A 13,649-nucleotide genomic window follows, 5' to 3' on the forward strand; every position below is an offset into this window, starting at 1 on the left:
GGGACCATATGGAAAAAGGTCATAATTCAGTATTTGGTATTTTTAGAAATCGTGCTCAACTGGAAAATTGCGTCAACCGCCTTAAAGCGGAAGACTTCCGTAACAGTGACATCTCTGTTCTTATGCCGCAAAAATCCGAAACCCGGGAATTCGCACACGAAAAAGGAACTAAAGCACCTGAAGGTGCCAGCGTCGGTGCTGGGGCTGGAGCCGTGATCGGCGGCAGTCTGGGCTGGCTCGTCGGCGCAGGAGTGATTGCGACCATTCCGGCCTTGGGGCCTTTGGTGGCAGCAGGTCCGATCATGAGTGCATTGGCCGGTCTTGGTGTCGGCGGCGCTGTCGGTGGGCTGGGTGGGGCCCTGGTTGGTATCGGCATTCCTGAATACGAAGCCAAACGCTATGAAGGTTATGTGAAAGAAGGGGGAATCCTGATTTCAGTTCACGTGGATGACGGGGACTGGGCGGACAAAGCCGAACGCATCCTTAAAGAATCCGGTGGGGAAGATATCTCCAAAGCGGGTGAAGTTCGCGGGGATAAATCATCTGGGCGCGATCTGCGTTCTCATCCATAGTAAGTTTTAATATCACGCCCCGGTTTCTGGCCGGGGCTTTTTCTATTTAGTGAATGGGGCCTTCATTGTTTCTTTCAGCCGCGCGCTGGGATGCCGAGGTAAGAAAAGACGGCGAAACAGAAGAGTGCGCATCCCTGCCTTCAACCGCATTGGCCTGACCTGGCCCTGGCATCACCATATTTGCCAAATACATCAAATCTGAAAACATATTCGGGAATCGCGCCTGCATGGTGGCGGCAATTTTTGTGGGTAGTGACAATATCAGTTCAGCATCACCACGCACACATGCATGGAAGATGCGCTGAGCGGCTGTATCTGCGCTGGTGCTTAGCAATGGCATAGAAGCCAGAATCGAAAACCAGGCGTATTCCTTTTGAACCTGACCTTTGAAGGTGGCGTGATCGATGGAACCTGTGCGCATGACATTGGGTGAAACTGTCGTCACGTAAATGCCCTTGGCAGCAAGTTCTGAATGCAAGCCGCGGGAGTATCCCACCAACGCGTGTTTCCCCACGCAGTAGGCGGCACGGTGGGGGATCGGAATCAGGCCGCCAATCGAGGCGATGTTCACAATGCGGCTGCCTTTGTTCATGACGGGCAGGCAGTGTTCGATGAAGTGATAGGGACCCCAGAAGTGAACCGCCAACGAATCCTCATAGTCGGCTTCGGTGACATGCTCCAGTGGTGAGGAGGATATGATCCCGGCATTGTTCACAAGCACATCGACTTTACCGAAGGTGTGAACGACTTGAGCCACGGTTTGCTCCACGTCCAAGGGGATGCGGCAGTCACAAACGAAGGTGTGAACCAGCGCTTGAGGGCTGTCCAGCTGAAGGATATTTTGCGCCCGGCGCAGTTCGTTGCCATCCCTTGCCGTCAAAGCCACGCTGGCCCCTGCACGGCAGAATTCTTTGGCAATCAAAAGCCCCAGCCCGCGCGAGCCTCCCGAGACCAGCACCACCGCACCCTTGAATGATCGCGATCTTATCTGGGTTCGGATTTTTCTAAGAAGCAGGGCTGAAACAAAACCTGTGGCGAAACCAGTGATAATTTTTTTTGTAAGGCTCATATGAGCTCCTTTTCTTCATCATAGGTGACGAAGGGGGGAGCTCAACGTGTAAGAATGCAGGGGCTAGTAGTAGTAAAGCAGGCGCGCTTCGCCACGCTGAACAGAGTTGGTTTCTTCGCCAGACAGACGCAGGCTTAAAGACTTGTTCACACTGAAGTTCACGCCCAGTGTGTTTTGACGATACTCGTGTTCAAAACCTTTATAATCGTAGCGATAATAGCTTTCAGCGAAAAGAGCAAACCAGTCACGATTCCAGCGGGCACTGACGGCAGGACCGGCACCGATCTTCCATGTGTCGCCGATAAAGTCAGGGCTGGTTTGACCTGTGGCACGCAACCACAGGCTGAGATCCAGATCGTTCCAATAGGACTTTGTGATACCAGAGCCCCCGCTCAGTTCGGTCCAGCGGCAAAGTGTGGTGCAGCCATTTTCATAGCCACGTTCCACAGACACTTTCAGGCGCCACGAAAAGCCCTGATTGAATGCATCTACTGGTGCCAGAGAGATCACTTCGTACACGGTGGCTTTGTCCAGTGCGATTTCTTCATTGTCCGGATTAAAGCTGAAGCTGAAAGCTCCCATCGTGATCTCGGCAGTTGGTGGGTAACCTTTTTTCGGATCCAGCAAATCATGCAGGGATAGTTTTGTGTCGAGCAGATAGAAGCGGTCTGAATTCCATTCGCGGTATCCCAAACCCCAGCGTCGGGATCCTTGAGCATCGTGAGGAGCTTCATTCCAGGGAGCAGGCACGGTCAATGGTTCTGAAGCTCCACCCAGTTCCGCACGGGCCAGCAGAATGTCTTTTTTAAACAGGTAAGCCCCTTGTTTGCGCAGGATTTCTTTTGGATATCTGAAATCCAGATAGTCCATGGCGGCATCCAGAGTGTCGCGCTTTTGCTGAGTTTCAAGGCCTGCAACCAACTGAGACAGGGATTCCGTTCTTGCGAACTGGCGGATGCGTTCTTGTTCAGCCGGGCCCAGCTTTTTGTAGCGGGTGTCGAAAGTCGCGCGGATCGAAGGGCGATAGTGAATGTTCTTAACCAGATCCTTCTGCTGATAAAGCGTTCCGACCGTGTCTGCCGGCATCACCTGGGATTTGAGGTCTTTGGTGAGTTCCAGCGACGGGCGGGCGGCTTCAAGCAAAGCCAGGATGCGGTAAGAACAGTTTTCTTTGAAATAGTGATAGTTGAATTCTGCACTGATCAGTTCCCAGATGTTGGCGACGATCAGCTGGACTTCTTCCGGGGTGAAGTTCAGGTCGTATTCCCACAAATCGCGGGATTCAAAGTCATTGTATTCACGGACTTTGTAATAGTACGGATTGATATCAAAGGTTCCGGGCATCAGGCCAGAGACGCCGAGGAAAGAATAGATAAATGGATTGTCAGAAACCTTTACCGCCGCATAACCCACGCCATAGTCAGACAGTTCGTAGCGTTCACCATCACGGGCCGAAGCACTTTTATTGATGCGCAGGAAGGTATGCCCGAATGCAGAGGCAGGATTGTTCAGATAGTAAGACGAGAAGACATAGGTCAAAGACTGCGGCTGAAGAATTTCGATGAATCTTTCATAGCGTTCACAGGGAACGGAGGGCAGTTTTTGTCCGCTGATTTTTTCAAGCCAGAGCTTTCGGGCGGGGAATACACAGGCCGCGGATTCATTGAACTGGCCATCTTTGGATTTGATTTTCTTTTCCGGATCCAGAAGGGCCGAGATGGTGGCCTGCAATTCCAGAGCGGGGTTGGTTTTTCCTTCAGGATGCAGGAAAAACGCGGGGTTTTCAGCCGGACTCGTGTAGCCGCCGAAAGTGTTCTTATCGTATTGCAGAAGTCGCAACCATTGAATGTTGTCGCCCCATTTTTCAGTGGAGGCGCGAGAGGACAGATCACCGGTTGCCAGAGCCAGTGAAGATATGGTCAGTGAAAAAAGCAAAAGCCCCATTTTCATGAGGCTTTTGTTGCAGAAACTCAAAGTCATTAGCCTTGGCAAGATTGAGCCAAAGTAACGATTTTTTCAGAAGAGTTCACGCCTGGAGCGTAGATCTCTTTGTAGTTCTGTTGAAGAGTGCCGTTGAATTTGGAATCACAGCCCAACATGTTATTCAAAGTGGACAGAGTCTCACCTTGGCCACGAGCGATGTCGTTTTCCAAAGCAACAGAGTTGGATTCGATGAAAGAGTTTACTTCAGCTTTGGCAAAAAGACCTTTACCGCAGTTGGAAGTACCGGAAGTGATACCGAAAGTTTGAACACCAGTACCGTTCAAAGTTGCAGCGATAACTTGCATCGCGCCTTCTTCGTTACCGAAAACCAAGGAACCCAGACCGCAACCTGCAACGCCATAAACGCCATTGCCTTTAAGACCGGAAGCAGCTTGTACAGATACAGCAGAACCCAAAACAGCCAGTGCTACGATGAATGATTTCACGTAATCCCCTTTTTAAAACGCCCGACTTTATTGTCGAAGACCTAAAAATTATGAAAAACGAAGTGAGACTTGGCAAGGACTCATCAGGTGCTGACAGATAAACTTGGTGTTATTGACCCTGAAGTCTGGGTTTGCTCAAAAAACAGGCTAAAAAAGGACGTCCGCATAGTCATCTGACAAATGCTTTTTAACTTCCTGAATAAAAGTTTTCACATTTATGTTTTGTCGGTGACGAATGGGGGTGACCGCCCAGATGTCTTTGCGCCCTTCGCTGAAGTTTTCCAACAGTGAAACCAGACGGCCTTTTTTGATGTCTTCAAATGCGTAGGACCCCGGAAGTCTTGCCACCCCCAGGCCGGACAGCACGGCTTTTTGCAACACACGCGGATTGTTGCATTTGAAATTTCCTTTTACCGGAACTTGAAAAGATTTTCCCCGTTTGCGGAAGCTCCAGGATGATCTTTCTCCGATGCAGTTGTGTTTTGCCAGATCCTCAGGATCTTTCAATGCTGGGGACGCGCTAAGGTAAGCTTTGGAGGCGACTACGTATTCAACTCGTGAAGCAATTTTAGTGGCCAGCAAAGAGGAGTTTTCCAGGTGCCCGATACGAATGGCCACATCGAATTTTTCCTCAATCAGATCCACCACGCGGCTTGAAAAATCCAGTTCGATTTTCAGATCGGGATAGCGTTTGGCCATGTCAATCACCACGGGGGCGATATAGTCCTCGCCAAAGATTCCGGCAAGGGTGACGCGCAGAACGCCGCGGGGAGTGTCTGACAGATCCAGGATTTCTTTTTTTGCCGAATCCAGATTTTGCAGTGATTGGCGGCAGGTTTCCAGAAAACGTTCGCCGACACTGGTCAGCTGGACTTTACGGGTGGAGCGGACAAACAGGGCCACCCCCAGGTCTGATTCCAACTGGCTGATGGTTTTGCTGATATGGGACTTGGAAACACCCAGAGCCTGAGCCGCGGCGGAAAAGCTTCCGGAGTCGGCGATTTTGACGAAAGCTATGATTCCCTGCAACGATCTTATTGTTTCCATGCAGAAACAGTATTGTTCCTTTCGTTGCCTAGTCAAGTGGGGGTTGGGAAATTATAATTCCTTCTTATTAACTAAGGAGAATTACATGAAAATCAAAGCCGCAGTTGCCTGGAAAGCCGGAGCCCCTTTGTCCATCGAGGAAATTGATCTGGAAGGACCTAAAAAGGGCGAAGTTCTGATCAAGGTTGTAGCGACGGGCGTATGCCATACAGACGCTTTCACGTTGTCCGGCGCGGATCCAGAGGGTTTGTTCCCGGTGATTCTGGGTCATGAAGGCGGCGGCATCGTCGAAGAAGTCGGCGAAGGTGTGACGACTTTGAAAAAAGGCGATCATGTGATTCCGCTTTATACTCCTGAGTGCAAAGAGTGCAAATTCTGTCTGTCTGGTAAAACCAATCTGTGCGTGCGCATCCGTGCGACTCAAGGCAAAGGCCTGATGCCGGATGGAACCTCCCGATTCTCGAAAGATGGCAAAATGATTCATCACTACATGGGTTGTTCCACTTTCTCGGAATACACTGTGGTTCCGGAAATCGCTTTGGCCAAAGTCAATCCTGCGGCACCTTTGGACAAGGTCTGCCTGCTGGGTTGTGGTGTGACCACCGGGATTGGCGCTGTTTTGAACACGGCAAAAGTTGAAAAAGGTGCGACGGTGGCAGTATTTGGTTTGGGCGGCATTGGTTTGTCTGTGATCCAAGGTGCAAAAATGGCCGGAGCTTCCCGTATCATCGCGATCGATATCAACGATGCGAAATGGGAAATGGCGCAGAAGTTCGGTGCTACGGACTTTGTAAACCCGAAAAAACATGACAAGCCAATTCAGCAGGTGATCGTTGAAATGACTGAATGGGGCGTGGACTATTCCTTCGAGTGCGTGGGTAACACCCAATTGATGCGTGCGGCGTTGGAGTGTGCACACCGTGGCTGGGGCCAGTCCATCGTGATTGGTGTTGCTGGTGCTGGTCAGGAGATTTCAACTCGTCCGTTCCAATTGGTGACGGGTCGTGTGTGGAAGGGATCTGCTTTTGGTGGGGTTAAGGGCCGCACGGAGCTTCCAGGTTATGTGGAGCAATACATGTCCGGTGAAATCAACATCGACGACATGGTGACGTTCACAATGCCACTTGAAGATATCAACAAAGCCTTTGATTATATGCATGAAGGAAAAAGCATCCGTTCTGTCATCAAAATGTAGAACGGGCGGGGGATCCATGAATCTGACACCTTTAAAAACGCATAAAACATTCCAGGGACTGACTCAGTTCTGGGAGCACGACTCTGCTGTGACTAAAACCAAGATGAAGTTTTCAACTTTCATCCCCGAGGGTAAAGTCAAAGGCTGCGTGATCTGGCTTTCCGGTCTGACCTGCACGGATGAAAATTTCATCACCAAGGCGGGCGCGCAGAAATATCTGGCAGAGCACCAGTTGATGGTGATTTGTCCGGACACTTCGCCGCGTGGCTTGCAGCTTCCCGGAGAACATGACAGCTATGACTTCGGTTCCGGCGCGGGCTTTTACGTGGATGCGACAGTGGATGGTTATAAAGACCACTACAAGATGTACAGTTATGTGAATGAAGAGCTTTATTCCCTGATTCAGAAACAGTTTGAAGTTTCTGCCGAGCACATTTCCATCATGGGGCATTCCATGGGTGGGCATGGCGCTTTGGTTTTGGGTCTGCGCAATCCAGGCAAGTATCGCTCTGTCTCGGCGTTTTCACCGATTGTGAATCCGATTCAGTGTCCGTGGGGGCAAAAAGCCTTCGCAGGATATCTGGGGAACGACGGCAGTACGTGGTCGCAGTACGATGCCACAGAATTGGTAAATAGTGGGGCCCGTCATCCGGCCAAAATCCTGATTGATCAAGGGACGCAAGATGAGTTTCTGCAAAAAGGCCAGTTGCTGACTCAAAACTTTGAAGGTGCCTGCAAAACTGCGGGGCAGCCTTACGAAGTGAACTATCGGGAGCAGTACGACCATAGCTATTACTTCATTGCGACTTTCGTTGAAAGTCACATCAAGTTTCACGCAAGCGTTTAAAGTAAAGAGGCCGGTTTCCCGGCCTCTTTTTTTTCAGCTTTCTTAGATTTTTCCCATATCCAGAACGAATCGATAGCGCACGTCGCTTTTCAGCACTCGTTCATAAGCCACATTCACTTGTTCCGGAGCAATCAGCTCAATTTCCGGTGTGATGTTGTGTTTGCCGCAGAAATCGAGCATCTCTTGGGTTTCTTTGATCCCACCGATGGCAGATCCTGCAAAACTTCGACGCATCAGAATCAACGGGAAGACATTTACAGACAGCGGTTTGTCCGGCGCTCCGACCGACACCAGCGTGCCATCCAGCTTCAGCAAGCTGAAATAGTTCGACATTTCAAGGTCTGCGGAGGAAACCGTATTGATGATCAGATCAAAGTGTAAAGCATTGTCTTTGAAAGCATCGGCATTTTTGGTCAGAACAAAACGATCGGCTCCCAGTCTTAAAGCGTCTTCGCGTTTGCCTTCAGAGTGACTAAGAACTGTGACTTCCGCACCCATGGCTTTGGCCAGTTTCACACCCATGTGTCCAAGGCCGCCAAGTCCCATGATAGCCACTTTTTTGCCCGGGCCGGCCTTCCAGTGTGCCAGTGGCGAATACAGCGTGATTCCCGCACACAGCAGGGGAGCTGCTTTATCCAATGGCAATGAATCAGGGATGCGCACGACGAAGCTTTCTTTGACGACAATCACGTCGGAGTATCCACCTTGAGTGATACCGGAACCGTCGCGTTCCATGGATCCGTAAGTCAAAGTTTGGCCTTCCATGCAGTATTGTTCCAGATCCTGTTTGCAGTGGGCGCATTCGGCACAAGAATCCACCAGGCAGCCCACGCCGACATGATCGCCGACTTTATATTTGGTAACTTTGGGACCTACGGCGCGAACAACGCCGGCGATTTCGTGACCGGGAACCATGGGGAATTGGCCGGGGCCCCATTCGTCGCGAACCATGTGAATGTCAGAGTGGCAAATGCCGCAGTACTTGATGTCGATGACAACGTCATGATCTTTAGGATCACGGCGCTCAAAAGAGTAGGGTTTCAGAGGTGCTTTGGAGGTGTGGGCCGCCATGCCTTTAGCTTGGATCATAAGAGTTCCTTTGTTGGATGTTTCGGGATCAAAACCAATACTACGGTACTGGCTATCATTGAAAAACCATCTTCGGCTTTATGTGCTTTTAAGAATTACTTAACAATTCCTGACATTTGTATTGTTAAGATTTGCTTAATAACGCATGAAGAAAGGGTTCATTCTCCTTTATAGTGAAATCGGCATATGATTTAGTAAGTTCAAGACAAGCTGGAGATTTATGCGTCTATTTAAAACGGTCCTGATTGTACTGCTGGTGGGTTGTCTATTGGGTGTAGGAGGAATTGCGATGGTGGGTTGTTCTTCATTTGGATCTTTGCCTTCAAAAGAACAGGCAGAGGCTTATCAAAATTCTCCGAACTATGACAAAGAAAGAAAAGTTTTTGTGAATCGTCGTCCACGTCTGGTGGAAGAAATGCGCAAGCGCACGATGAATTTCTCAACGACCAAGGAATTCCTGTTCGGCGGGGATGCGGAAAGAATTCCGACAGAGCATTTGCCAGAGGTCAAAACGGATTTTGCCAATTTCAATCAGGCAGGTGATGACTTCAAGGTGGTTTGGTTCGGGCATTCCAGCGTACTGATGAAGCTGGATGGAAAAAATGTTCTGATCGATCCGGTGCTTTCAACATCGACCGGACCTTTTGGTTTTATGATGAAACGATTCCAAAAGCCGGTGATTGAGCTTTCTGAATTGCCTGAAATTGATGTGATCATTGTGTCCCATGATCACTGGGATCATCTGGACATGGACTCAATCAAATTCTTTAAAAACAAAGCCACACGTTTCGTGGTTCCGCTGGGGGTTGCCGCACACCTGACGGGCTGGGGCATTGAAGCCAGTCGGATCCAGGAATTGGACTGGTGGCAGGGTGTGGAGATTGCCGGTATCAAGTTCACGGCAACACCGGCCCAGCATTTCTCTGGACGGGGTTTGACGAATCAGAACAAGTCCCTGTGGGCTTCATGGGTGATTAAAAGCACCAAGCACAACATTTATTTCTGTGCGGACTCTGGTTATGACACTCACTTCAAGGATATTGGTGAAAAGATGGGGCCTTTTGATTTGGCCTTTATTGAAAATGGTCAGTACAACGAAAAGTGGCGCGAAGTCCACCTGTTGCCGGATGAATCCATTCAGGCCTTTAAGGATCTGAATGCGAAAAGATATTTCCCGATTCACTGGGGTATGTTCTCGTTGGCGTTGCATTCTTGGTCCGAGCCTATCGAAAAAATCTCGGCAGCGACGACTCGTGATGGGATTTCTTTGGTTGCGCCACAGATCGGCGAGGTCGTGACGATCAACGATCAGTACGTGACTCAAACTTGGTGGAAGAAAAACAGCAACGCCAAGGCGGACTAAAAAAAGGGAGCCTTATGCAAAGTGATCAGCTGGATGGACTTATTGCGCTGAAGCTGGTGGCGGAGAAAAGAAACTTCACCGCCGCTGCCACAGAGTTGGGCATTTCGGCCTCGGCAGTCAGTCAGGCCATCAAGCAGCTGGAAAGTCGCTTGGGGGTTGCACTGCTCAGTCGCACCACCCGCAGCACCAGTCTGACAGAGGCTGGGGATCAGTTCCTGGCCCAGGCGGGGCCTGCGTTGGATCAGATTCTGGCGGCTCTTTCCAATGTCGGCACTTACGCTCAGAAGCCGTCCGGACTTTTGCGGCTGAATATGCCACGCATGATATATCCGTGGTTTTTAGCGCCTCTTATTGTGAGCTTCCGAAAAAAGTATCCCGAAGTCGCAGTGGAGCTGTTCTTTGAAGACGCCACCTCGGATGTGATTGGCCAGGGTTTTGATGCGGGCATCAGGCTGTCGGATGTGTTGGCAAAGGACATGGTCGCGATGAAGCTGATCGGGCCAGTGCGTTTTGTGCCGGTGGCGTCCCCGAAGTATCTGAATAAAGCCGGTCGTCCGAAGCACCCCAAGGATCTGTTAAGTCATGATTGCATTGTGGCCCGTTTGAACACCGATCGGATTTATGACCGGTGGGAGTTTGAACAAAAAGGCACAGAGTTTCAGGTGCAGGTGAAGCCCGCTTTGATCTTTAATGATTCTGTGCAGGCTTTACGTGCGGCGGTTGATGGTTTGGGCATTATGTATGCGGCAGAAGAAGTCGTGGGTGATCAGTTGGCCGCTGGAAAACTGGAACTGGTGCTGAATCAGTTTTCGACCACAAGTACGGGATTTTATTTGTACTACTCAAAACGCTCTCAGGTTCTGCCGAAACTAAGAGCGTTTATAGAACACCTCAAGTCAGAAGGCGTGGTGTAACTTCCTACCAGCATTGGTGGTGGCAAGTGGATGCGGCACCACCGGCATCAACGCACTCTTTAATGCAATCGCGCAGATAGTCCCGGGCTTTTATAAACTGTCTGGGGCGAGGTGTGCTGACATCGTTCGCTGAGCAGAAATGGCGGTCCCCGGCCCAGCCGCGACCCATAGAGCAATAATAGTGGTTGCCCTGTTCGTCGCAAGGGGTCTCTGTGTAGTTGCATACTGTGGCCGCCTGGGCTGGCAGTCCCGACATTAATAACAATCCAAGTACAAAGATGTATTTCATTATTCATTCCTTTCGTGGTTGGGATCTGCCGTTAAAATAGTCATATTTATTATTGAATAAAAGTTCATTAAAGTTATATATACATAACTTATGGATATAGGACGTGTTCGTTACTTTCAGGTGTTTGCAGAGACTGGATCGCTGGTAAAGGCGTCAGAGGTGTTGCACGTGTCGCAACCGGCCCTGTCCAAAGCTTTACGTTTGTTGGAACAGGAGGTAGGCGCAAAGCTACTGGAACCTGAAGGACGGGGATTGCGCCTGACTCCAGCGGGGCAGCGCTTTAAAAATGAAACGGCTGGTCTGCTGGATCAATGGCTCAAAATCCCGGAAAATCTGCTGCGTTCCGATGCGGAAAAAAGTCCTTATCGTCTGGGCTCTTTCGAGGTTTTCACCACTTATTTCCTTGGCCATTTGATGAAGTCAGTCGATCTGGGGCCATTGGAACTGCATGAGTATCGTCCGGGGCGACTGGAGCAGGCGATTGCGGATGGCGTGGTGGATATCGGTATTACCTATGCGCCCATTCCAAAGGCGGGTGTGGATTTTGCTGAGGTTACTAAAATAAAAATGGGAATCTTTGGCCTGAAGAAATTTAAAAGCCAGAGTTGGAGTGAGTTGCCCTTTGTTGTACCCTTGTTGCCGACGCAGGGAACGCCGTCAAAGGTGCAGGGCCTGGATGGCTGGCCGGATCATGAATACAATAGGCAAATTCTTTACCGTGTCACCATGATGGAATCGGCTTTGGAACTATGCCGCCAGGGGGCGTGCGTGGCTTATCTGCCCGAGTTCGTGGTAAGTCTTCATAATAAAGCAATTCTGCCAGAATTTCGCCTGATAGAGCTGGAGTCCCCTCTTCCTCAAAAAGAGCGAAAGCAGAGCGTGTTTTTGATTCAACGAAGGAACAATGCCGAAAGTACACTGTACCGGCAGATTGCCAAGAGCCTGCGTAACCTGAGTTAAGGGCGGCGTGCTGAAATGAAAGGATCCAAAGATGGTCATCCAAAAGAACGAATCCTATGTGAATGTTGCAGGCGGCGAGATATTTGTCACTTCGTGGGATGTGCAGGGTACAAACCTTTCACCGGTGATTTTATTGCATGACTCTTTGGGGACGGTGGCAACGTGGAGAGATTTTCCCGCAAAGCTTGCCGCCAAGCTGGGGCGCACGGTGGTGGCTTATGATCGTTTGGGTTTTGGTCAGTCCAGCGCAAGGAAAGAGCTTCCCTCCATTCATTTTATACGTGAAGAAGCAGAAACCTATTTGCCCGCGCTTTTAAAAGCTCTGTCGATTGATGAGTGTGTTTTGATGGGTCACAGTGTGGGTGGTGGTATGGCTTTGACGGCGGCGTCCTTGTTGCCGCAAGTGAAGGCGGTCATCAGTATGTCGGCGCAGGCCTTTGTTGAAGATCGTACCCGCAAAGGGATTGAAGATTCCAAAAAGGCTTTTGCCAGCGTGGAAAGAATTGAACGACTGGCAAAGTACCATGGCGATAAAGCCCGTTGGGTGGTGGATGCGTGGACCGAGGTGTGGTTGTCCCCTGAGTTTGCCAATTGGTCTTGCAGGATGTTTTACCAAATGTGCATTGCCCGGTTTTAGTGATTCACGGTGATCACGATGAATACGGTTCTGTGCGCTTTCCTGATATGATTTCTGTTACTGCTGACTTTCGACCTTGCACTCGGCCCATTTTTGCCAGACTTCGGCTTCCATATAGCAGGCCTTCATGTGCGCGGGCGTATCGCTGAGTTCGTCATAACAATAGTCCATAAAGTCCGGACCGAAGTTGCTGCTTTCATCAAAGAACACGGTGGTCTTTGGTTTCAGCGCTTCGCAAGTATCTTCCTGCGCCCAGGATAAGATGGGTGTGCTTGCAATCAGACCGGCGATAAGCAATTTCATAATGACTCCTAAAGGCTTCTTCTTATCCCAGCAAACAGGGGAAGGGAGCGGCTAAGGATCGCTGTGAAATTTTCATCTGGTTTGCTGTTAAAGATCCCTTTAAATACATATTGGCAAACCCTGAAGGCCCGCTGTAGAACGGCTTTCATGAAAGCAATGTTGGTTTTGCTATTGTTGATGCCCGTGATAAGTTCTGCGGTCGTCGGGGGAAAGACCCTGACGGATGGGTCTTTCCGTCAGACGGTGGCTTTGACCTATAAAGCATTACCCAATCAATCCCAGGGTGAGGTCTATTGCAGCGGCACCTTGATTGGTCCGCGCTTGGTGTTGACGGCGGCCCATTGTATTTCTTTGGGAGCCAAAGCCTTTAAAGTCACCAAAGAAGAATTCGCCCAGCGCACGTGGATCTATATCGGGGATTCCCCCGTTGAAGCCAAACCCATGGCAACGCCGCAGTTCAAAGTTCAGCGGGCCGTGATTTATCCCCCAAGTGATGCCAGTCACAGCGACCTTGCGGTGTTGGTGCTGGAACAGGAAGTGAATCTTGAAAACTATCAGATCCGTCCGGCACCTCTGATGATTGCGGGTAAGTCTTTGATCGGCCGGGAGCTGACTCATGTCGGATTTGGTCAAACCGAAAGCAAAGGCCCTAAAGGTGAAAAGGCGGCGTTCAGCCTGCCAATTCGTGGTTTGAACGGATATAACGGTCTGGAAGTGGGCGAGATGTTTAAGCCAAGTCCCGGCGCTTGCCACGGGGATTCCGGGGGCAGTGCTTATGTGACTGACGTTGATGGCAAGATGAAGTTTGTCGGAGTGGAAAACGCCATTTCAAACCATCCGTGCGGGGAAGCGGCGACATTCTTTGTGCCTGTGTCCGAGAATATGCTGCGCTGGATTCGTGCTTTAAATATGCCTTTGTTCGAGTAAATTGCCGT

At 50.1% G+C, this 13,649-nt stretch carries 15 protein-coding genes; 8 read left to right on the forward strand and 7 right to left on the reverse strand.

Annotated elements, in window-relative coordinates; genetic code table 11:
- Window positions 1–8: 8 nt before the first annotated feature.
- Window positions 9–572: a hypothetical protein gene (locus AC04MQ_RS18765; RefSeq protein WP_015090031.1), complete on the forward strand. Its 564-nt coding sequence runs from the start codon at window positions 9–11 to the stop codon at window positions 570–572.
- A gap of 46 nt (window positions 573–618) precedes the next feature.
- Here AC04MQ_RS18765 and AC04MQ_RS18770 read toward each other — a convergent pair whose 3' ends face one another.
- The 4 genes from AC04MQ_RS18770 to AC04MQ_RS18785 all read right to left on the reverse strand — a co-directional run bounded on the left by AC04MQ_RS18770 (window position 619) and on the right by AC04MQ_RS18785 (window position 5,117).
- Window positions 619–1,641, reverse strand: coding sequence for an SDR family NAD(P)-dependent oxidoreductase (locus tag AC04MQ_RS18770; protein WP_015090032.1), 1,023 nt, complete (start codon window positions 1,639–1,641; stop codon window positions 619–621).
- Window positions 1,642–1,704: 63 nt separating this feature from the next.
- Window positions 1,705–3,585, reverse strand: coding sequence for an Lnb N-terminal periplasmic domain-containing protein (locus AC04MQ_RS18775; protein WP_475392832.1), 1,881 nt, complete (start codon window positions 3,583–3,585; stop codon window positions 1,705–1,707).
- Between the two features lie 35 nt (window positions 3,586–3,620).
- Window positions 3,621–4,070: a DUF3015 family protein gene (locus tag AC04MQ_RS18780; RefSeq protein WP_015090034.1), complete on the reverse strand. Its 450-nt coding sequence runs from the start codon at window positions 4,068–4,070 to the stop codon at window positions 3,621–3,623.
- 147 nt (window positions 4,071–4,217) lie between these two features.
- Window positions 4,218–5,117 (reverse strand): LysR family transcriptional regulator, encoded by a 900-nt coding sequence (locus tag AC04MQ_RS18785; RefSeq protein ID WP_015090035.1) that lies wholly within the window; start codon window positions 5,115–5,117, stop codon window positions 4,218–4,220.
- Between the two features lie 85 nt (window positions 5,118–5,202).
- Here AC04MQ_RS18785 and AC04MQ_RS18790 point away from each other — a divergent pair, with 85 nt between their 5' ends.
- Both AC04MQ_RS18790 and fghA read left to right on the forward strand, forming a co-directional pair.
- Window positions 5,203–6,312, forward strand: a complete 1,110-nt coding sequence (locus tag AC04MQ_RS18790; protein WP_015090036.1) for an S-(hydroxymethyl)glutathione dehydrogenase/class III alcohol dehydrogenase — start codon at window positions 5,203–5,205, stop codon at window positions 6,310–6,312.
- Window positions 6,313–6,328: 16 nt separating this feature from the next.
- The gene (fghA, locus tag AC04MQ_RS18795) at window positions 6,329–7,159 is read left to right on the forward strand and encodes an S-formylglutathione hydrolase (RefSeq protein ID WP_015090037.1); all 831 of its coding nucleotides are present in this window, start codon (window positions 6,329–6,331) and stop codon (window positions 7,157–7,159) included.
- Window positions 7,160–7,201: 42 nt separating this feature from the next.
- Here the strand turns inward: fghA and AC04MQ_RS18800 are convergent, their stop codons facing one another.
- Entirely contained in the window at window positions 7,202–8,248 is a 1,047-nt protein-coding gene (locus AC04MQ_RS18800) for an NAD(P)-dependent alcohol dehydrogenase (RefSeq protein WP_475392821.1), read from the reverse strand.
- 220 nt (window positions 8,249–8,468) lie between these two features.
- On the opposite strand from AC04MQ_RS18800, the gene AC04MQ_RS18805 reads away from it, so the two are divergent.
- Together AC04MQ_RS18805 and AC04MQ_RS18810 are read left to right on the forward strand one after the other, a co-directional pair.
- Window positions 8,469–9,611: an MBL fold metallo-hydrolase gene (locus AC04MQ_RS18805; RefSeq protein WP_475392822.1), complete on the forward strand. Its 1,143-nt coding sequence runs from the start codon at window positions 8,469–8,471 to the stop codon at window positions 9,609–9,611.
- A gap of 14 nt (window positions 9,612–9,625) precedes the next feature.
- On the forward strand, window positions 9,626–10,525 hold the full coding sequence (locus AC04MQ_RS18810) for a LysR family transcriptional regulator (RefSeq protein WP_475392823.1): 900 nt from the start codon (window positions 9,626–9,628) through the stop codon (window positions 10,523–10,525).
- A gap of 4 nt (window positions 10,526–10,529) precedes the next feature.
- Here AC04MQ_RS18810 and AC04MQ_RS18815 read toward each other — a convergent pair whose 3' ends face one another.
- Window positions 10,530–10,814 (reverse strand): hypothetical protein, encoded by a 285-nt coding sequence (locus tag AC04MQ_RS18815; RefSeq protein ID WP_148278706.1) that lies wholly within the window; start codon window positions 10,812–10,814, stop codon window positions 10,530–10,532.
- 90 nt (window positions 10,815–10,904) lie between these two features.
- Between AC04MQ_RS18815 and AC04MQ_RS18820 the strand changes: the two genes are divergently transcribed.
- Both AC04MQ_RS18820 and AC04MQ_RS18825 read left to right on the forward strand, forming a co-directional pair.
- Window positions 10,905–11,774 carry a LysR family transcriptional regulator gene (locus AC04MQ_RS18820; RefSeq protein ID WP_475392824.1) on the forward strand — a complete coding sequence of 290 codons (870 nt, stop codon included), beginning with the start codon at window positions 10,905–10,907 and terminating at the stop codon, window positions 11,772–11,774.
- A gap of 31 nt (window positions 11,775–11,805) precedes the next feature.
- Window positions 11,806–12,411, forward strand: coding sequence for an alpha/beta fold hydrolase (locus tag AC04MQ_RS18825; protein ID WP_475392825.1), 606 nt, complete (start codon window positions 11,806–11,808; stop codon window positions 12,409–12,411).
- A gap of 57 nt (window positions 12,412–12,468) precedes the next feature.
- Here the strand turns inward: AC04MQ_RS18825 and AC04MQ_RS18830 are convergent, their stop codons facing one another.
- The gene (locus tag AC04MQ_RS18830; protein ID WP_475392826.1) at window positions 12,469–12,714 is read right to left on the reverse strand and encodes a hypothetical protein; all 246 of its coding nucleotides are present in this window, start codon (window positions 12,712–12,714) and stop codon (window positions 12,469–12,471) included.
- Window positions 12,715–12,861: 147 nt separating this feature from the next.
- Here AC04MQ_RS18830 and AC04MQ_RS18835 point away from each other — a divergent pair, with 147 nt between their 5' ends.
- Window positions 12,862–13,641, forward strand: coding sequence for a S1 family peptidase (locus AC04MQ_RS18835; protein WP_148278707.1), 780 nt, complete (start codon window positions 12,862–12,864; stop codon window positions 13,639–13,641).
- The last annotated feature ends 8 nt before the right edge of the window (window positions 13,642–13,649 follow it).

Source organism: Bdellovibrio sp. MYbb2, assembly GCF_056175685.1.